At 64.8% G+C, this 16,901-nt stretch carries 17 protein-coding genes and 2 pseudogenes; 9 read left to right on the forward strand and 10 right to left on the reverse strand.

Going from position 1 to position 16,901, the window contains the following annotated elements:
- From ACLP4W_RS05160 to ACLP4W_RS05170, 3 genes are all read right to left on the reverse strand, one after another.
- Positions 1-457: enoyl-CoA hydratase/isomerase family protein (locus tag ACLP4W_RS05160; RefSeq protein WP_442384770.1), on the reverse strand; the 457-nt coding region annotated here is incomplete at its 3' end.
- Between the two features lie 10 nt (positions 458-467).
- Positions 468-1,628 carry a thiolase C-terminal domain-containing protein gene (locus ACLP4W_RS05165; protein WP_442384773.1) on the reverse strand — a complete coding sequence of 387 codons (1,161 nt, stop codon included), beginning with the start codon at positions 1,626-1,628 and terminating at the stop codon, positions 468-470.
- Positions 1,625-2,845, reverse strand: coding sequence for an OB-fold domain-containing protein (locus tag ACLP4W_RS05170; RefSeq protein WP_442384775.1), 1,221 nt, complete (start codon positions 2,843-2,845; stop codon positions 1,625-1,627). The genes ACLP4W_RS05165 and ACLP4W_RS05170 overlap by 4 nt, the downstream gene beginning before the upstream one ends.
- Before the next feature lie 167 nt (positions 2,846-3,012).
- Between ACLP4W_RS05170 and ACLP4W_RS05175 the strand changes: the two genes are divergently transcribed.
- From ACLP4W_RS05175 to ACLP4W_RS05195, 5 genes are all read left to right on the forward strand, one after another.
- Positions 3,013-4,164 carry an acyl-CoA dehydrogenase family protein gene (locus tag ACLP4W_RS05175; protein ID WP_442384777.1) on the forward strand — a complete coding sequence of 384 codons (1,152 nt, stop codon included), beginning with the start codon at positions 3,013-3,015 and terminating at the stop codon, positions 4,162-4,164.
- A complete protein-coding gene (locus tag ACLP4W_RS05180; protein ID WP_442384779.1) occupies positions 4,161-5,225 on the forward strand; it encodes an acyl-CoA dehydrogenase family protein in 1,065 nt (354 codons plus the stop codon). Before ACLP4W_RS05175 ends, ACLP4W_RS05180 begins: the two co-directional genes overlap by 4 nt.
- A gap of 150 nt (positions 5,226-5,375) precedes the next feature.
- Entirely contained in the window at positions 5,376-5,990 is a 615-nt protein-coding gene (locus tag ACLP4W_RS05185) for a cysteine hydrolase (RefSeq protein ID WP_442384781.1), read from the forward strand.
- 273 nt (positions 5,991-6,263) lie between these two features.
- Complete coding sequence (locus tag ACLP4W_RS05190; RefSeq protein WP_442384783.1) at positions 6,264-8,354, forward strand: hypothetical protein; 2,091 nt, start codon at positions 6,264-6,266, stop codon at positions 8,352-8,354.
- Between the two features lie 65 nt (positions 8,355-8,419).
- Positions 8,420-8,701 carry a tyrosine-type recombinase/integrase gene (locus tag ACLP4W_RS05195; RefSeq protein ID WP_442384785.1) on the forward strand — a complete coding sequence of 94 codons (282 nt, stop codon included), beginning with the start codon at positions 8,420-8,422 and terminating at the stop codon, positions 8,699-8,701.
- A gap of 507 nt (positions 8,702-9,208) precedes the next feature.
- Here the strand turns inward: ACLP4W_RS05195 and ACLP4W_RS05200 are convergent.
- From ACLP4W_RS05200 to ACLP4W_RS05215, 4 genes and pseudogenes are all read right to left on the reverse strand, one after another.
- The gene (locus tag ACLP4W_RS05200) at positions 9,209-9,592 is read right to left on the reverse strand and encodes a type II toxin-antitoxin system death-on-curing family toxin (protein ID WP_442384787.1); all 384 of its coding nucleotides are present in this window, start codon (positions 9,590-9,592) and stop codon (positions 9,209-9,211) included.
- A complete protein-coding gene (locus ACLP4W_RS05205; protein ID WP_442384789.1) occupies positions 9,589-9,795 on the reverse strand; it encodes a CopG family transcriptional regulator in 207 nt (68 codons plus the stop codon). The genes ACLP4W_RS05200 and ACLP4W_RS05205 overlap by 4 nt, the downstream gene beginning before the upstream one ends.
- A 239-nt stretch (positions 9,796-10,034) precedes the next feature.
- A pseudogene (locus ACLP4W_RS05210) lies at positions 10,035-10,222 on the reverse strand (LLM class flavin-dependent oxidoreductase); the annotation flags it as partial.
- Between the two features lie 18 nt (positions 10,223-10,240).
- Positions 10,241-11,104, reverse strand: a complete 864-nt coding sequence (locus ACLP4W_RS05215; RefSeq protein ID WP_442365383.1) for an SDR family NAD(P)-dependent oxidoreductase — start codon at positions 11,102-11,104, stop codon at positions 10,241-10,243.
- Positions 11,105-11,247: 143 nt separating this feature from the next.
- On the opposite strand from ACLP4W_RS05215, the gene ACLP4W_RS05220 reads away from it, so the two are divergent.
- Positions 11,248-11,802, forward strand: coding sequence for a nuclear transport factor 2 family protein (locus ACLP4W_RS05220; protein ID WP_442384791.1), 555 nt, complete (start codon positions 11,248-11,250; stop codon positions 11,800-11,802).
- 31 nt (positions 11,803-11,833) lie between these two features.
- Positions 11,834-12,637, forward strand: coding sequence for an SDR family oxidoreductase (locus ACLP4W_RS05225; RefSeq protein WP_442384793.1), 804 nt, complete (start codon positions 11,834-11,836; stop codon positions 12,635-12,637).
- Here the strand turns inward: ACLP4W_RS05225 and ACLP4W_RS05230 are convergent.
- Positions 12,634-13,829, reverse strand: a pseudogene (locus tag ACLP4W_RS05230) (cytochrome P450). The gene ACLP4W_RS05225 and the pseudogene ACLP4W_RS05230 sit on opposite strands and share 4 nt — an antisense overlap.
- Before the next feature lie 83 nt (positions 13,830-13,912).
- Here ACLP4W_RS05230 and ACLP4W_RS05235 point away from each other — a divergent pair.
- Complete coding sequence (locus ACLP4W_RS05235; protein ID WP_442384795.1) at positions 13,913-14,767, forward strand: TIGR03619 family F420-dependent LLM class oxidoreductase; 855 nt, start codon at positions 13,913-13,915, stop codon at positions 14,765-14,767.
- Here the strand turns inward: ACLP4W_RS05235 and ACLP4W_RS05240 are convergent.
- Together ACLP4W_RS05240 and ACLP4W_RS05245 are read right to left on the reverse strand one after the other, a co-directional pair.
- Positions 14,764-15,204, reverse strand: coding sequence for a VOC family protein (locus tag ACLP4W_RS05240; protein ID WP_442384797.1), 441 nt, complete (start codon positions 15,202-15,204; stop codon positions 14,764-14,766). The two genes, ACLP4W_RS05235 and ACLP4W_RS05240, sit on opposite strands and share 4 nt — an antisense overlap.
- 8 nt (positions 15,205-15,212) lie before the next feature.
- Complete coding sequence (locus tag ACLP4W_RS05245; RefSeq protein WP_442384799.1) at positions 15,213-15,983, reverse strand: SDR family NAD(P)-dependent oxidoreductase; 771 nt, start codon at positions 15,981-15,983, stop codon at positions 15,213-15,215.
- Positions 15,984-16,136: 153 nt separating this feature from the next.
- Between ACLP4W_RS05245 and ACLP4W_RS05250 the strand changes: the two genes are divergently transcribed.
- The gene (locus ACLP4W_RS05250) at positions 16,137-16,808 is read left to right on the forward strand and encodes a nitroreductase family protein (protein ID WP_442384801.1); all 672 of its coding nucleotides are present in this window, start codon (positions 16,137-16,139) and stop codon (positions 16,806-16,808) included.
- Positions 16,809-16,901 lie beyond the last annotated feature (93 nt).

Genomic DNA, 16,901 nt, shown 5'->3' on the forward strand with positions numbered 1-16,901 from the left:
CCACCGGCACATGGGGATCGGCGAGATAGCTGCTTTCGCCCATCACCAGCAGATCGGACAACAATGCGATGGAGCACCCGAGGCCGACCGCGGCCCCGTTGACCGCCGACACCAGTGGCTTGCCGAAATTGATGACCGCCTGGAAAACCGTTCGCGCCTCGGCGATCTGGAATGCTCGCGCCTCCGGGTCGTCGATCAGACGGCCGAACATGACCATGTCGCCGCCGGCCGAGAACGCCTTGCCCACGCCGGTGGTGACGACCGCCCGGACGTCATCGTCGGCCTCCAGCGCCTGCCAGATGCCGGCGAAGGCATGGTGCAATTCCTCGTCGACGGCATTGAGGGCGTCGGGGCGGTTGATGCTCACGACGTGTACAGCGCCGGCCTTCTCGACCAGCAGCCACGGGGCGAAGTCTTCGTAGCCGGACAACGTGGAGAGGGCAGACGAACTGGTCATTTCTGAGTTCCTAGCCTTTGTCGTTAGAGAGGATCGTCACGGCCGAGACAGCAGTGGGTCCACCGACGTTGTGCGCCAATGCTATTCGCGCGCCGTCGACCTGATTCTCGGCCTCACCCCGCAGCTGGTTGAACAGTTCGTAGCACTGCGCGACGCCGGTCGCGCCCGGTGGATGTCCCTTGGCCTTGAGCCCACCGCTCGGATTGACCGGGATCGAACCTCCGACGCAGTGTTCACGACCCTCGACAATCTTGTACGCCTCGAACCGATTAGCGAAGCCGAGATCCTCGTAGCTGATCAACTCCACCCCGGTGAAGCAGTCGTGGACTTCGGCGACGTTCACATCGCGCGGGGTTGTCCCCGCCATAGCCATCGCTGCTTTGGCCGCCCGCACCGTCGGCGGAAACGAGGTCATGTCCGGCTTGTGCTGGTGCATCACCCGGTCCATACCCAGCCCGACGCCACGAACCCACACCGGCCGATCGGTGTAGTGGTCGACGACGTCCTCGGCTACCAGGATCACCGCGGCCGCGCCGTCACTCTGCGGCGTGCAATCGTAGAGCCCGAACGGATCCACCACCATCGGAGCGGCCAGCGCCTGCTCGACGGTGATCTCGTAGCGCAGCTGGGCTTTCGGGTTCGACACCGCATGGAAGTGATTCTTGACCGCAACCATGGCCATGTGCTCCTTGGTGGCCGGCGATTCGTGCAAATAGCGTGCGACGTGCAAGGCGAAGTTGGCCGGCGCCACCAGGCCCAGTGGATAGTCCCACGCCGTATCGCGGGTCATGCCCGCCCATTCCCAGAACGTGGTGTTCGAGGCCGTCTCACGCACCTTGTCCGCACCCGCCACGAGCACCACATCGTAGAAACCGGATGCGATCGCCAAGGTGCCGTTGCGGATAGCGTCATTACCGGTGGCGCAGGCGTTCTCGACGCGGGTCACTGGGATGTCGGTGAGATCGAGGGTGTCCGCCAGAATCCCCGATGGGAAACCGTCGGTGGTCGACAGCTCGCCGAACCAGGCCGCCTCAATGTCAGACTTGTCGATGCCGTTGTCGACGTGTGACACACAATCGGCGTAGGCCATCGGGATCAGATCCTTGATACCCAGCGCAAAGTGTTCGGCGAAAGGCGTCATGCCCGCGCCGACCATCGCCACCCGCCTCACAGCGATGCACCTTGCGATTCGCGGCCCGGCCAGAACGCGTATCCGTAGTCGGGGATGCCCGCACGGGTGGCGATCCTGCGAAGGACGACCGAACCTGCCTGGCCGATACTCGACTCGCCGGCGACGGCGCCGGTCACCTTCAGCAGCACACGTACCGGGCTGTCATCGAGTTGGACAACCGCCAAAGAGTACGGGCTCGGCAGATCCGGAACCGGAATACGGATCGTGGTCTGCGTGTAGATGGTTCCGGTGCGGGGCAACGGCTCCAACCGGTACTCGGTGGCCAGTGCGCCGGCCGAATCGACCCGCGCGCGCGGTGGGAACACCGGCGCCGAGTCGATGCCCGGTCTCTCGTCGAATATTGCTGCCTCCCAGCGCAATTTGGGTTCAAATGCGCGAGCGTAGGCGGCCAACGAGATGGGAATCCCAGTGCCCTCGGCGGTGTTGGTTTTGGGCAGTTCACCCACGAGCGTCTCGTCACGCCTCACCACGGGCGCGATCACGGTGTTCGTCAGGTGCGCGACGGTCACCATCGACTGCTCGATCGCGAGAATCAGTCCGTCGGAGCGACTTTCCAACGCAGCCGCGATTAGCCGGATCACTCCGGCGGCTGAAGCGCTCGGGTCTTCGTGAGCGGCAACGGTATCGAAGCCCAACCCGAGTTCCTTGAGAGTCACACCAGCAACCACCGCAACGACTCGTGAGTCGGCGAGATTGAGGCGGGCCAGCGTCGATTTCACACCGACCTCGCGTTGCAACCGCGGATCGGCATAGGTGTGGCGGGCGCCGTCCTGGCCACGAACCAAGGTGGGCAGACTGCGATTCTGCCGGGCGACGGACGTGATGGCGGCACCGCCATCTCCCAGCAGAGCGGCCGCCGCACCTGCGGCGTTGTCAGAGTCGTCGGCGGCGATGACAAGCGTGCCCGCGTCGCCGGCAACAAGCTGGTCCAGCACCGCCGGAGCACCACCAAGCACCTCGGTGACCTGTACATCGGCAGGCAGCGATAGGCCGGCCAGCAGGACCGCACCGTTACCGCCCTCCAGTAACGGGAAGTCCCGCGACACGATCACGACACGATGCGCGGAGGCGTTTGGATCGGCGGCGCGCCCCGCTGCCACCGCCATGGTGAGAGCGTCTTCATCCGGACCCGGCACTCGCCGGTCGTGCTGACGCCATGGGGGCAAGTAGGTGCCCACAGATTGGATCTCACTCACAGCCGTCAGCCCTCGCTCGCATGCTATTCGGTATCCTTAATAAGGTATATAGTTATAGCATTCTGGGCAAGCACGGGCCGCACTGCATCAGGAATGACGAAAGGACCGCGGACCTGACACAGGACTTCTATCTGCCCCGTGCTGCTGCCGGCGTTACCGTCGACCCCTTGAGCGTGTTCGAGAAACTGACCCTCAGCGAACCCGAACTGACGGCACTACGGGCGTCGGTTCGGGACTTCTTGCGCAACGACCGCGCTGAGTTCGGCTGGCAGCCGACGGTCGACGCATGGATGACGCGATGGGACGAGGCCATCAGCGCCAGACTCGGCGACGCCGGCTTCCTGGGTTTGACCATCCCTACCGTCTACGGCGGACAGGGACGCAGCCACCTCCAGCGCTACGTCGTGACCGAAGAGCTGCTCACCCACGGCGCTCCGGTGGCTGCGCACTGGGTGGCCGACCGCCAAGTTGCGCCCGCAGTGATGATCTACGGCACTGACGAACAGCGACAACGGATTCTGCCGCGGATCGCGAAAGGACGCTTGTTCTCGGCGATCGGGATGAGCGAGCCGCAGGCCGGCTCCGACCTCGCCGCAGCTTCGACCAAGGCCAACCGCGTCGACGGCGGCTGGATACTCACCGGCAGGAAGATCTGGAGCAGCGGCGCACACCGCGCCCACCAGATAGTGGTGCTGGCTCGATCCAGTCCGGTCGAGTCACAGCAGCGGCACTCCGGCTTCAGCCAGTTCATCGTGCCGACCGATGCGCAAGGGGTACGCATCGAGCCGATCGTCTCGATGGACGGCGACCATCATTTCAGTGAGGTCGTATTCGAGGGCGTGTTCGTCCCCGATGCCGACGTGCTCGGCGAGATAGGGAACGGCTGGCTTCAAGTGACGGCCGAGTTGTCATTCGAGCGCAGCGGTCCCGAGCGGATCCTGTCCACCGCCCCTCTCATCGGGGAGTGCCTGTGCGCACTGTCGGAATCCCCATCGCCGCCGGACCGCCGCACCGTGGCCGATGTCGGTCACCTGCTGGCGCGCCTGATTTCCCTTCGCCAGCTGTCGATCTCGGTCGCACGCTCCCTGTCCGATGGTGTCGACCAGACCAACCGGGCGGCGCTGGTCAAGGATCTCGGTACCCGCTTCGAGCAGGAGTCGGTGGAGGCGGTCGCCGGTCTTGTCGACGGCCTTCCTCTGGAACCGCGGCTTCGCGCCATGCTCGACGCCGGCCGGTTGCACAAGCCGATGTTCACGCTGCGCGGCGGCACGAACGAGGTACTGCGGGGCATAGTCGCGCGAGGGATGGGATTGCGTTGAGTACGTGGCTCTCCGGTGGGGTGCTCGACAATGCACCAACCAACGATGACTCAACCGAGCTGCGTCAGCTCGTCGACGACATCGGTCGCCGGTCCTTCGATGCGCGCATCGGCCACCGGGGCCACCCCGACCACTTCGACGACGCCCTCTGGCGCGCACTGGCCGAGACCGGCCTGGACCGGCTGACCAGCACACCCGACCTCGGGGCGACCCCCGCCGACGCCGCGGTGGTTCTCCGCGGGCTGGCGCGCCATGCCGGGGCGGTACCGATCGCCGAGACCGACCTGATGGCGTGCTGGCTCGCGGGCGAAGCGGGGTCCGAGGCGCCACCGGGGCCGTTGACGGTCGCGATCGCGCGGGGCGCCATGTCGAACGGCACAATCGCCGGAACAGCGGCCCGGGTGCCGTGGGCGCAGCAGGCGGCCGCCGTCGTTCTGGCAGTGCGCACCTCGGACGCGCTGCACGTGGGGATCATGCATGAACCCGAGATCGAGGCCAGTCACAATCTGGCCGGCGAACCCTGCGGGACAGTCGAATTCGCCATCTCGACCGATCAGTTGATCGCGCTGCCCACGCCGATCGCCGACGAGTTGTCCTGTCGCGGTGCATGGGCGCGCTGCTGCCAGACGATCGGCGCCCTAGACGCCGCCGCCGAACTCACCGTTGCTCACACCCGGGAACGATCGCAGTTCGGGCGTCCATTGAGCGCCTTCCAGGCGGTGCAACATGCCCTGGCCAACATGGCCGGTGACATCGAACGCGGACGCGCGGTAACGACAGTGGCTGTCGCCGCAGCCGACGAATACGGTTTCGCCGCTCCGCAGACCCGCCACGCCGTCACGGTCGCGAAGGTCGTGCTCGGGCAGGTGGTCGATCCGGTCACCACGATCGCCCATCAGTTACACGGCGCTATCGGCGTCACCGCGGAACACCCACTCTGGCTAGCGACCTTGCGCGCGCAGGCCTGGATCGACGAGTTCGGTAGCACGACCGAGCATGCCCACCGCCTGGGCGCTGCCGGCATTGCGACGCAAGCCCTGTGGGACATCGCCATCCAGTGACGAGAACTCGAAGAACTCGCGCACTTCGTGCGACTTGTGCTGTGGTGCACGGGGACGCGTCGTCGAACGATGCCGCCGCCGACTTCATCTCAGCCTTCGGCGCGACCGTGTCTCGAAAGTGTCAACAAGAGTGTGACGGAAAGGAACCCGATGTCGTCCGCGTCCCGACCGACCGAAGAACCGTCCACCACCGCGGTGGTTTGTGTGGAGTGTCAGAACGGCGTGCTGGGACCCAACTCGGTGCTCCCGGCGCTTGGCGCCGAGACCAGAGATTTGGTAAGCAACATCGGTCGGGTGCTGACCGCAGCACGAAGCAGCGGGGTCGTGGTTATCCACGCCACCTTCGAGGGCCTGCTCGGAAGTGACCATGTCGGCTCGGCACGGATCTGGCGCGCCCTTGGGCCGGCCACCGAGGGGTGGACGCCCGGCAGCGCACCCACCCAAGTCATCCCGGAACTGCTGGGGCCCGACGACCTCGTTGTCGCCCGCCATCATGGGTTGTATCCGACTCTCGACACCGAATTGCTGCCAGTACTGGCCAGCCTCGGAGTGCGTACCGTCGTCCTTGCCGGGGTGTCACTGAATCTCGCGCTACCCTTCACCGCGGGCCACATGTCCCAGATGGGGTATCGGGTGGTCGTGCCCCGCGATGCCGTCGGCGGCACTCCCGCCGTCTACGCCGACTTAGCAATCACGCACACGATGGCGATGCTGGCCACGATCACGACGATCGAGGCGCTGACCGCGGGCTGGGCGTCGGGATGACATTCAAAGACGGAGCGCTTAGCACGGGTTCTGATCGAACGGTGCCGATTGGCTGGTTAAGCCGCCCACGGTTGCGAAGCAGATGTCCGCGTCGGGAAGTCGGCTGTGCGGGTCAGCTCCATCCGGCCCTCGAGCTGGAGGGACTGCACCGTGGAAAGCCTGAATGGCGTGCCAAAGACTGAGACAACTCGGGATGATGGGCCAAGGTCGGCATCGACACCAGGGACGTCCGGCGAGCAACTCGCGCTAGCAGTCCAGTGAACGGAGGACACCGTGAACCCAATCGACCTGAGCAGTTACGTTGTGGTGGACGACTTTTTCGGGGCACCCTACATCGACGTCGACGAGTGGCGCGAGTTACCGGTGCCGCATGGGTATGTGCACGGTGGGTTCACCGGCACCGACACCAGATTCGCGTTTTGTTATCCGCCGGCCGAGCTGTACCGGGGTCGGCTCTACCAGCCGTTGGAGGGCGCCAACGCCGGGCACGAGGATGTGGCGTCCCAGCCGCTGGGGGCGGTTACGGGCGGGGCGGAAATGGTGTTTCGGCTCGGCGGCTACATGGTCGAATCGAACATGGGCCACATCGGTGACGTGAAGGATGCCAGGGCCGGGGACGATCCGACGATCTATGGATGGCGAGCCGCCGCGGAGTCGGCCCGGTTCTCGAAGTATGTCGCCACCCAGGTCCTGGGCGCGGCGCCACGGCACTCCTATGTGTTCGGTGGCAGCGGCGGGGCGCGACGGTCACCATTGTGTCTGGCCTATGCGCCAGACGTCTGGGACGCGGCGATGCCGTTCATGGGCGACGACGTCGACGGTGATTACGGTGACTGGTCGCGGCCGCGGGATGGGACGCCCAACTTCGCGGCGATGTTCAACGCGCAGCGGGTGCTGGGAGACAAGATCGGCGACGTCGTCGACGCGATGCGGCCGGGCGGCAGTGGGGACCCCTTCGCCGGGTTGAACACTCACCAGCGGGAACAGCTCGCGACGCTCTACAAGCTCGGGTTCCCGCGTGGCGACGAGTTCATGATCAGCCAGCCGATGGGGCAGCTGTGGTTGTGGTGTTCGATGGCCGAACGGATGTCGCGTGAGGACCCCTACTTTGGGCGGTTTTGGACCGAACCCGGCCATGTCGGCTTCGACCAGCCTGAACTGCTGCAGGCCGACCTGATCGACACTCAAACCACCGTGACACGGGTGTTGACCGGCAATGACTTGGCCAATGACGAGCAGTTCGCGGGACCCCAGTTCGCTGCGCTGCGCATGCTGACCACGGTCTTCGGCACGATGCAGAACGCGATGGACTCGCCGCTGGTGATCCAGCTCGGCGACACCACTGGCGGCTATCTGCCCGGCGCCGGGGTCCGGTTCCTCGACGGCCAGGCGGCGGGTCGGCAGCTGTACTGCATGAGCGGCGTGGGCAACTCGCTGCTGCTCGACGGGGAAGGCGAAGCCAGCAACCTGCGTCTGACGGGCGTCCAACCCGGAGACCGGGTGCAGTTCGACAACCGGGCTTTTCTGGCCTACTGCTACTACACGCGTCACCACATCTGGGAATCGTTGGGCGCCGAGCAGTTCCGGCTCCGCGGGCTACCCATCTACGAGCAGTACCAGCAGCCTGAGTTGTCGCCGTTCATGGGTGTGCGCCATACCGGCCGTTTCGACGGGAAGATGCTGTGGATTCAACACACCCACGACTCGTCTCTGTGGCCGTCGCAGGGTGTCGGGATGAAGAACAACATCGAACGCGAGGTCGGCGCCGCGCGCTCGCGCCAGTGCTTCCGGTTGCGGTGGCTGGAAAACGCCGAGCACGTCCCGCCTTTCATGGCCGCCGCGCCGCCCAACAGGGCCAACAACACTTGGCTGGTCGACTACAGCCCACACGTCGAGCAGTGCTTGGCCGACCTCACGGCCTGGGTCGAGGACGGCATCGAGCCGGCCGAGACCGCCTTCGACCTCGCGGACGGGCAGATCATCCTGCCGCCGTCGGCAAAGGAACGCGGCGGCATCCAGCCCGTCGTACAGGTGACGGCCAATGGGGCGAAGAAAACCGAGATCTGCGCCGGGACGCCGATCAACCTCGAGCTGCACGCCGAGGTGCCCCCTGGCGCCGGGACCGTCATCTCGGTCAAGTGGGACCTCGACGGGTCAGGTGCATACCCGGTCACCCAAGAGGTCGACGGCGAGTCCGCCGAACTCACCCTCACCCTCGAGTGGACATACTCCAAGCCCGGCACGTACTTCCCCACAGCACTCGTCGAATCCCACCGCGACGGCGACATTGACGCCGCATCGCGACGGATCCCCAATCTCGACGCCGCCCGGATCGTCGTGACGGACGGTGGGGTTAGCACCTGATCTGAAAGCGCGGGCGGCAGCCCAGCTTCTCCCGATGTCAGCGCCCCTCGAAGTCTGGCCCGGCGGTGAAGAAGTGCCAGAAGGCCGACGAGTCGTTTCCGTCGATCACCCCGCACGACCTACGGCACAGTGCCGCAAGCCTGGCGGTCAGCGCAGGGGCGAATGTCAAAGCGGTGCAACGGATGCTCGGGCACGCGAAAGCGTCCATGACGCTCGATGTGTATGCCGACCTGTTCGATGAAGACCTGGACGATGTTGCCGCGAACCTCGACGTTGCGATCCGCAATGCTGCGGTCCGACTGCGGTCCGAAGGTCCAAAGGCCAGCGGCCAGCTAACCTGCGAATGATGATTTACATGCTGAGAATCGTTGTGGAGCTAAGGGTGGAGCTAAGGGGATTCGAACCCCATAGAGAAGCTGGAGAAATAGCCTGTGAGCTGCGGTGGATGTTCGATGGCGGTGTTACGCGACATGTCGGTGTCCTGCGGATATGCGTTGCTGTGTTACGCGACGTAACAGTGCTGGCCTACGGTCAGATGCCGGGCGCGGACCGCATGAGCGACCTTCCGCCCTTCAGGCGGAGGCGAAGTCAGGTGGAAGACGTTTATGCTGGTCAAATTGGACGAACTCGACCAATTCCGACGGTTCAGAGCACACAATCCGAACCGCATGGCGGATGCAGAGCGGATAAAAACCAACCCCCACACTGCCAGGAGCCGGCAGAATCCTTGAACAGGCACGACGCCGCCGTTTCGGCGGTGTGGGGGCGGTGGTTGAGGGAGCGGCTGTCGTCGCGGTTGTCGTCAAGATTGTGGTCAGTCAAACTCCGTCACGGTCGACTCCCCGCCCGGCGGCTCAGCCCTCCTGATAGCTCCAGCTGCGCAATCGTGCTGAAATCTCGTCGACATCTGCCATTGCGCCGGTGGCCACCTCGATCACAAAGTCGAAGCGCTCGTCTTCCGGCGCACTAATCCACTGAGCGTTGATGGCCAGGAATGTCCGGCAAGCTGTCCACGCAAGTCGTTTGTTGCCGTCCACCAGCGTGTGATTCCGTGCCAGCGAATGCAGCAGCGTGGCCACCTTAAGGTGGAGATCTGGGTAGGCATCCTGGCCAAACACCGAGGCGCGAGGCCGCGCCAGAGCCGATTCAAGCAACCCGTAGTCCCGGACGACGACATCCCTTCCAACGGCCTCTCGGGCAATTTCGAGCAGATCCTCGAGATCCAGGTAGTCAGTCACGCGTCCTTAAGGCGCTCCAAGAGCCCGGCCTCCTCGCGGACCACGCGCTGCAGCGCCGCGGCGACTTTGGCCTTGTGCGCCCGCCGGGCGATGTACTCGTCGATGGCCGACAGCGCAATAGCTTGCATCGATCGGCCTTCGGCGGCGGCCTGCCGGCGCAGCGCTTCTGCCTGCTGCTCACTGGGGCGCAGAGTCAAACCCATGACCTGGATGATGCCAGATTGATACCACCGTGCGCTGCGCGGAGGCACTCACAGAACTTGCAATGGCTTTGCACCAGCCTAATGCCCGTAGGTCGAGGCGATGTTGACGATGCTGCCGCTATATATTGGGCCGCCAGCACGCGCAGTTCGTGCTTCATGCTCAGGAATACCCCGACGACGTTCGTGGGGGCGCGAAAGAGCGGACCCGTGCTCCTTCATACCCGGCGATCCAGCCGTTAGGTCCGCAGTACCGCTGTACCAGTTCGATGGATGTGGTAACGCGGCCCGCGATCGCCATGGGGACCAACGGGTCTCCTGCGACAGAGCTGGCGTACCACAGCGACGTGAAACCTTCGGCTTCAGCCTGCTGTGCTTGCTGCACGATCTTGTCCGCGGACGAACCACCGCCGGTCAATCCGATCCGCATCGCCGGGGCTCTTCGCAGTTACCGCATCACGTGGGGGTACTGCTGGTGTGGATGCACATCGAACAGGTCGCGGTAGGAGGGCGGTTGGCGATCGCCCTCGTCCGTGATTCCGTACTTCATCGCCAGTTCCGCTCCGATCAACGTCTGGCCGGTGAGGTCTATGAGGTCTGGATCGTTGTACAACGCCCAGATCACATGCCCGGTCAGTTCAGGGGTCTCCGCGGTGTCGAGGATCCGACCGAACTTCTCGGGATTGCTGGCGATGATCGCGCGGACGCGATCCGTCAGCAGCGATCCCATCCAGATCGAGACTGTCGCGATTCCGAACTCTTTGAAGTCCAGTGCCATGTCCGCAGCCATCTTGTCGGTGCCCGCCTTAGGGACTCCGTAGGCCGGGCCGAACGCGTAATGGACCGCTCCCGATGACGACGTGAAGACGACCAGGCCCTTGCGCTGCGGAAGCATCAGCGGCGCCGCATACACGGTGGCGACGTAACTGCTGCGCAACCCGACGTTGAGAGTGTCAACGACGCTGAGCGGTTCCTCCCAGAACTTGGTCCTTCCCATCATCTCGTCGCGGATGGTGGCGGCGTTGTTGACCAGGATGTCCAGCCGGCCCTGTTCGCGCTCGATCTGCTCGAATAACGCCTTCACCTGCTCGTCGTCGGCATGGTCGACCCGTACCGCGATTCCCTTGCCGCCGGCTTCGGTGACGCTCTGCGCGGTCTGGTGAATCGTGCCTGCCAGTGGGGACTCGCCGGCGCTTTCAGTGCGACCGGTGACGTACACCGTGCAGCCATGGCTGCCAAGAGCATGTGCAATCCCAGCTCCGGCACCGCGACTGGCCCCGGTGACCAAAGCAACCGGTCTGCGCTCCGACATGCGTGCCCTCTTCGTCCACTCTTGACCGCACCCCCGCGTCTGCCTTGAATGCTATACGTACGTACAGTCCTTGCCCACCCCGACATGTGCTATACAGTTGTACAACGCATCGGTCTCGACGTTTCACGGGAAAGGCAATCTCAATGACGGACTCCGCTGTAGAACAGCTGCAGAAGCGCGTGCAATACCTCGAAGACCGCACGGCCATCCTGGACTGCATCATGAACCAGTCCCGCGGACACGATCGGCACGACTCCGAGTTGATGGGCAGTGTCTACTTCGAAGACGGTATCGACGAGCACGGCCCGGTGGTCAAACTCGGTCCCGAGTACGGCGAGTGGGCCAACCACGCCCACAGCCACGTGTTCGAGGATCACCTGCACAACATCACCACTCACACCTGTGAGATCAACGGCGACGAGGCCCACGCCGAGAGCTACGTCATCGGCGCCATGCGCGCGAAGGGCGGCAAGATCGTCTCGCTCATGGGAGGCCGCTACCTCGACCGCCTGGAGCGCCGCGACGGCGTCTGGAAGATCGCTCTGCGCCGATGCACGCTCGAGTGGATGATGAGCGGCGACTCCTCCGTCATGGCGTCCGGTGCCGTCAAGGGCTTCATCAAGGGCAAGTGGGACCGCACCGATCCGTCCTATACCCGGCCACTGAAGCTGGACGGCGAGCCGGTCGATCGGTGGTGACCGATCGACCCGTGGGGATAGCGGGGAGCCGATGAACCTCGAGGGCCGCGTTGCGCTCGTGACCGGCGGAGCCTCGGGCATCGGCCGCGCGACCGCACAGCGGCTCGCGGACGAGGGCATGCGCCTCTGCGTGGTGGACATCGACAAGGACGCCGCCTCCACGGTCGCCGAATCCGTCGGTGGGATTGCCGTGCAGTGCGACGTTTCCGATCCCGAACAGGTCGACAACGCGTTCGCTTTGTGCGTCCGGGAGCTTGGCAGCGTCGACCTGGCATTCCTCAACGCCGGCATCACGATTCACTGGTCCGGTGACATCGGCTCGCTCGATCTGGCCGACTACCGCAGATCCGTAGGCGTCAATCTCGACGGCGTCGTTTTCGGAACCGTGGCGGCGGTCCGTGCCATGCGTGCGCGTCGCGAGAGCATCGATGGTGCGATTCTCGCGACGGCCTCGCTGGCGGGAATCCTGCCCTGGCATCCGGATCCGGTTTACTCGCTGGGCAAGCACGGCGTGGTGGGATTCATGCGGGCGATAGCGCCGAACCTTGCCCCCGAGGGAATCTCGGTCCACACCATCTGCCCCGGGATCACCGAGACCGGTGTGCTGGGTAACCGGCGCCCGCTGGTCGAGCGCATCGGCGTGCCGGTGATGGAGCCGGACGCGATCGCCGACGCGGCCGTGCTGGCGGCTACGTCTCCCATCGAGGCCAGTGGATCCTGCTGGGTGGTCCAGCACGGAAAAGCCCCTTGGCGCATGGATTTTCCCGAGGTACCCGGACCGGACAACCGACTCAACGTGCCGGTGGTACGGCAAGCCCAGACCTTGGGTGGCTAGCCGAGGATGGCAGGCATGCTGTCCCAGCCCCGCACGGTTGCCGTCGGCGCCCGTACAGCGTTGTCCAGATCAATCGTCCAGTCGGGCCAGCGCTTGAGGATCTCCTCGAGTGCGACGCGGCCTTCGAGGCGGGCCAGCGAAGCGCCCAGGCAGAAGTGGGTCCCTCGCCCGAAGGACACGTGGTTGGCATTGCGGTGGATGTCGAATGTGTCGGGATTGTCGAATCGGCGTTCGTCGCGATTAGCTGATCCTGACATGAGCAGCAGTGCGCTGCCTGCCGGGACCTTCTGCCCCTGGTACTCAACGTCGTTGGCAACATAGCGGGCGATGTTCTGAACAGGAGGTTCGAAGCGCAGCACCTCCTCGACAGCGGCTGGGATCAACGATGGGTCTTCGACCAGCTGGCGTCGCTGATCGGGATGCTCGCCGAGCAGCTTGCCCAGCCAGCCGAAGAGCCGACCGACCGTTTCCGTTCCGGCGTTGGCGATGACGCCGAGGAACACCAGCAGCTCCTCCGAGCTCAATCGCCGCACCGTGCCGGACACATCCTCGAACTCCACCCGCAACAACTCAGTGACGAGATCGTCGGCCGGGTTCTGCTCACGCCATTCGACGTACTCACGGAACATGTTGCCGTTGAAATAATTATTCTTGCTCACCGGCAGCGGCTCACCAGGCTTGTTGCGGAGCCGGCGGCCCGCGACCGCGCGGACACTGCGCTGCAACGAGTCCGGAATGCCGACCAGGATTCCGACCACGCGCATCGGCATCTCGGCACCGAGGTCCAGAGTGAAGTCGAAGCGGTCTCCGCCGACGAGGGGATCCAGGCAGACACCACAGAACGCACGTATCTGGTCCTCGATGGCATTCATCTTTCGCGGGGTGAACGCACGGGAAACCAGCAACCGATGCACCGTGTGCAACGGAGGGTCTTCGTTGATGAATACACCAAACGGCATAAGGGCTCCGCCTTGACGACCTCGAGGATGTCGCCCTTGGCCGAACTCAGGTTGTCCACGTCCCGAAGAGCCGCCTCGACATCGGCGAAACGACTGAGCGCCCAGAAGTCGAACTTCTCGTTGTAATACAGTGGCGCCTCATCCCGCAGCCGCTTGTACGTCGGATAGGGATCAACGTCGATCTCGACGTTGTACGGATCGTAGGAGAGCCGGCTGTCGCCCAGAACCTGCATCGCTTTCCCATGTCCTTGCGTCAACACTCGATCGGATGTGCAGTACGATCGTACAGCACCGTGGCTCACCCGAAGGAGTGTTGATGGACCTCGGATACGTCTCGCTGAACACGCCTCGGGACCTCGCCCCCGGAGTGCTCGGGCGGGAGCTGGAGTCCCGCGGTTTCGAATCGATGTGGGTGGGCGAGCACCCCCAAATACCGGTCGCCGCCGCGAGTCAGATGCCCAGTGGTCTGCTCAGCGCGCAGAAGCGCATGTGGGATCCCTTCCTGTCGTTGATGGCGGCGGCTCAGGCGACCACCGATCTGCGCATCGGCACCGCTGTTGCCCTGCCGCTGGAGCGCGAGTTGTTCACGTTTGCAAAGGAAGTCGCCACTCTGGATCAGCTGAGCGACGGGCGGCTGTTGCTGGGCGTCGGCGTCGGATTCCGCCCCGAGCTCGAACTGTCTCAATCGATTCGGTGGTCCGATCGCTACCGAGCACTGGGCGACATGGTCGCCGCACTCGGCACACTGTGGACCGATGACGAGGCCGAGTACCACGGCGAGTTCTACGACTTCGATCGGGTGTGGTCGTATCCCAAGCCGCACCAGCGACCTCGTCCGCTGCTGTTGGCCGCCACCAGCGGCCCCAAAGCTACGCGTGACTGTCTGGCATGGGCCGACGGCTGGCTTCCCGGCGATGCGGCGTACCGGGATCTGCCTAAGGCGGTGAACGACTTTCGCCGCACCGCGGAGGAAGCCGGGCGCGACCCCGCGGCGCTGGATCTGACGATCATGGTGTGGCGGGAGCCCACCCTGGAAGTGCTGGCCGGCTACCGGGATTTCGGCTTCAACCGTGCCGTGGTTGGTGGCGGCCGGCGCGATCCGCATGATCACGCGGCGACACTGACTTTCCTGGATCGGTGCGCTGCGATGGTCGACGAACTACGTTCCTAAGCCGGCCGCACCGGCCGCACACTGGAATGGATCAGCTCGAGCAACTGTCCCTCCGGATCGCGCACCATGCACGCGAACCCGCCCCCCGGATCCGCGACGACGGTGCCGCCCGCGGCCCGAACTGCGGCCTGCGCGTCAGCCATGTCGTCCACCGCGAGGGACAGGTGCGTCAATCCGGCACCCACCATGGTGCGCTCGGGCTCGTCCGGGGCCGGGTACCCGGAGAAGGTGATCAACTGCAGGACAAAGCCGTTGTTCTGCAGGTAGGCGGCCTCGAACCCGATCGGCGCGGCCAGGCCGAGCAGGCCGGCCGCGACCTTGTCGGGCACCGTCAGCCGGTTGACCTCGGTGAAGCCGAGCGCCTCGTAGAACCGCTTGGACCGGTCGAGGTCGCGAACTCGCAGCCCGACGTGGCTGACGTTGACAGATGTCCTCATGGCGACCCTCAGATGCCCGCCGGGCCGGGACCACCGTGCATGTAGAGCGTCTGTCCGGAGCAGTAGCTCGAGGCGTCGGAGGCGAAGAACAGGACTCCGTAACCGATCTCGTCGGGCTCCGCGATCCGGCCCGACGCGTTGGTCTGCCCGATCATGTCGATGTCGAAGCTCTGCCGCTTGGCGTCGGACTCGAGACCGGGGGTTCGGACGGCACCGCAGGCGATGCAGTTGACGCGGACACCCTTGCGGGTCCACGCCGCGGCCATCGAGCCGGTCAGATTCTGCAGACCGGCCTTGGCGGCGCCATACACCGGCGCTTGCGGCATCGCCAGTAGGCCGGCACCTGAGGAGATGTTCACGATCGCGCCCTTGCCCTGTTCGATCATCGGCTTGACCGCGGCCCGCGACAGGTACCACGCGCTCGAGAGATTCAGGTCGAGGACGTCGCGCCACTCCTCGTCTGTCCATTTCATCATCGGCTTCGTCTGTCCACCGCCGGCGTTGTTGAGCAGCACGTCGAGGCGGCCCAACTGGTCGAGCGTGGTGTCGACCAGCGCACGGCACTGTTCGGCATCCGTCACGTCGGTCGGCACCGCCACAGCTCGCCGGCCGAGCGCTGTGATCTCGCCGGCGGTGGATTCAAGTGGTTCGAGCCGACGGCCGGCCAGAACGATGTCGGCACCACGTTCGGCCAGGACGAGCGCCGATGCCCGTCCAATGCCGGTCCCGCCGCCAGTGATGACGGCAACCCGTCCCTCCATCGAGAACCTGTCGTTCACAGCACCACTTCTCTTCCTGTCGTCGCGCCGACTGCAATACGACTGTACAACACAGGTCTGTCCGGTTCGGAGGGACCACGGAGAATCGGCCTTGTGTGTCTTCAATGCCAAGGGGCACTCGACATCTGCCCGCGCGTCGAGTAGACCAATGCCATGCCGCGTCCGACCAACGACGTCTGGGAAGTGCTCTCCACAGCTCGCTCCATCCGTCGGTTCACCGACGAGCCGGTCGACGACAAGACGCTCGACCGTTGCCTCGAGGCTGCCACCTGGGCACCCAACGGGGCCAACGCGCAGCTGTGGCGCTTCATCGTTCTCGATGCCCCCGAGCAGCGGGCGGCAGTCGCGAAGGCGGCCCAATTAGCTCTCAGGACAATCGAATCGATCTACGGGATGAGTAGGCCCGCCGACGACGATCACAGCCGCGCGGCGCGAAACAACCGGGCCACCTACGAGTTGCAAGATCGCGCCGGCAAACTCACGTCGGTGTTGTTCACCGCCTACAAGAACGAGTTCGCCTCGGAGTACCTGCAAGCCGGATCGATCTATCCTGCGATGCAGAACTTCTACCTCGCCGCGCGCGCCCAGGGCCTGGGTGCGTGTTTCACGAGTTGGGCGTCATACGACGGAGAGCAGGTACTCCGCGAGTCGATTGGCGTTCCGGACGAGTGGTTCCTCGCCGGGCACATCGTCGTCGGGTGGCCGCGCGGGCGGCATGGTCCGGTTCGCCGCCGTCCAATCGCCGATGTGGTGTTCCGCAATCGCTGGGATCCCGAGCACGCCGATATCGTCTACGGAGGGGGCGCCCGACCCCAGCGCAGCTGACCGACCAAGCGACACCGCCGAGTGGTTGCAGGCCGATGCCGGCGTTCTCGAACAGAATGTGTACGTCCAGGAGCTGTCCTGATCAAACGCGTT

This window comes from Mycobacterium sp. (genome assembly GCF_052145595.1).
Taxonomy (GTDB): domain Bacteria; phylum Actinomycetota; class Actinomycetes; order Mycobacteriales; family Mycobacteriaceae; genus Mycobacterium.

Bases quoted from the DNA above. Each gene is read 5' to 3' on its own strand.
- ACLP4W_RS05185 (WP_442384781.1), top strand. From the start codon at position 5,376: ATGTCGTCCGCGTCCCGACCGACCGAAGAACCGTCCACCACCGCGGTG.
- ACLP4W_RS05205 (WP_442384789.1), bottom strand. From the start codon at position 9,795: ATGGGTTTGACTCTGCGCCCCAGTGAGCAGCAGGCAGAAGCGCTGCGC.
- ACLP4W_RS05215 (WP_442365383.1), bottom strand. From the start codon at position 11,104: ATGTCGGAGCGCAGACCGGTTGCTTTGGTCACCGGGGCCAGTCGCGGT.
- ACLP4W_RS05220 (WP_442384791.1), top strand. From the start codon at position 11,248: ATGACGGACTCCGCTGTAGAACAGCTGCAGAAGCGCGTGCAATACCTC.
- ACLP4W_RS05225 (WP_442384793.1), top strand. From the start codon at position 11,834: ATGAACCTCGAGGGCCGCGTTGCGCTCGTGACCGGCGGAGCCTCGGGC.
- ACLP4W_RS05235 (WP_442384795.1), top strand. From the start codon at position 13,913: ATGGACCTCGGATACGTCTCGCTGAACACGCCTCGGGACCTCGCCCCC.
- ACLP4W_RS05240 (WP_442384797.1), bottom strand. From the start codon at position 15,204: ATGAGGACATCTGTCAACGTCAGCCACGTCGGGCTGCGAGTTCGCGAC.
- ACLP4W_RS05250 (WP_442384801.1), top strand. From the start codon at position 16,137: ATGCCGCGTCCGACCAACGACGTCTGGGAAGTGCTCTCCACAGCTCGC.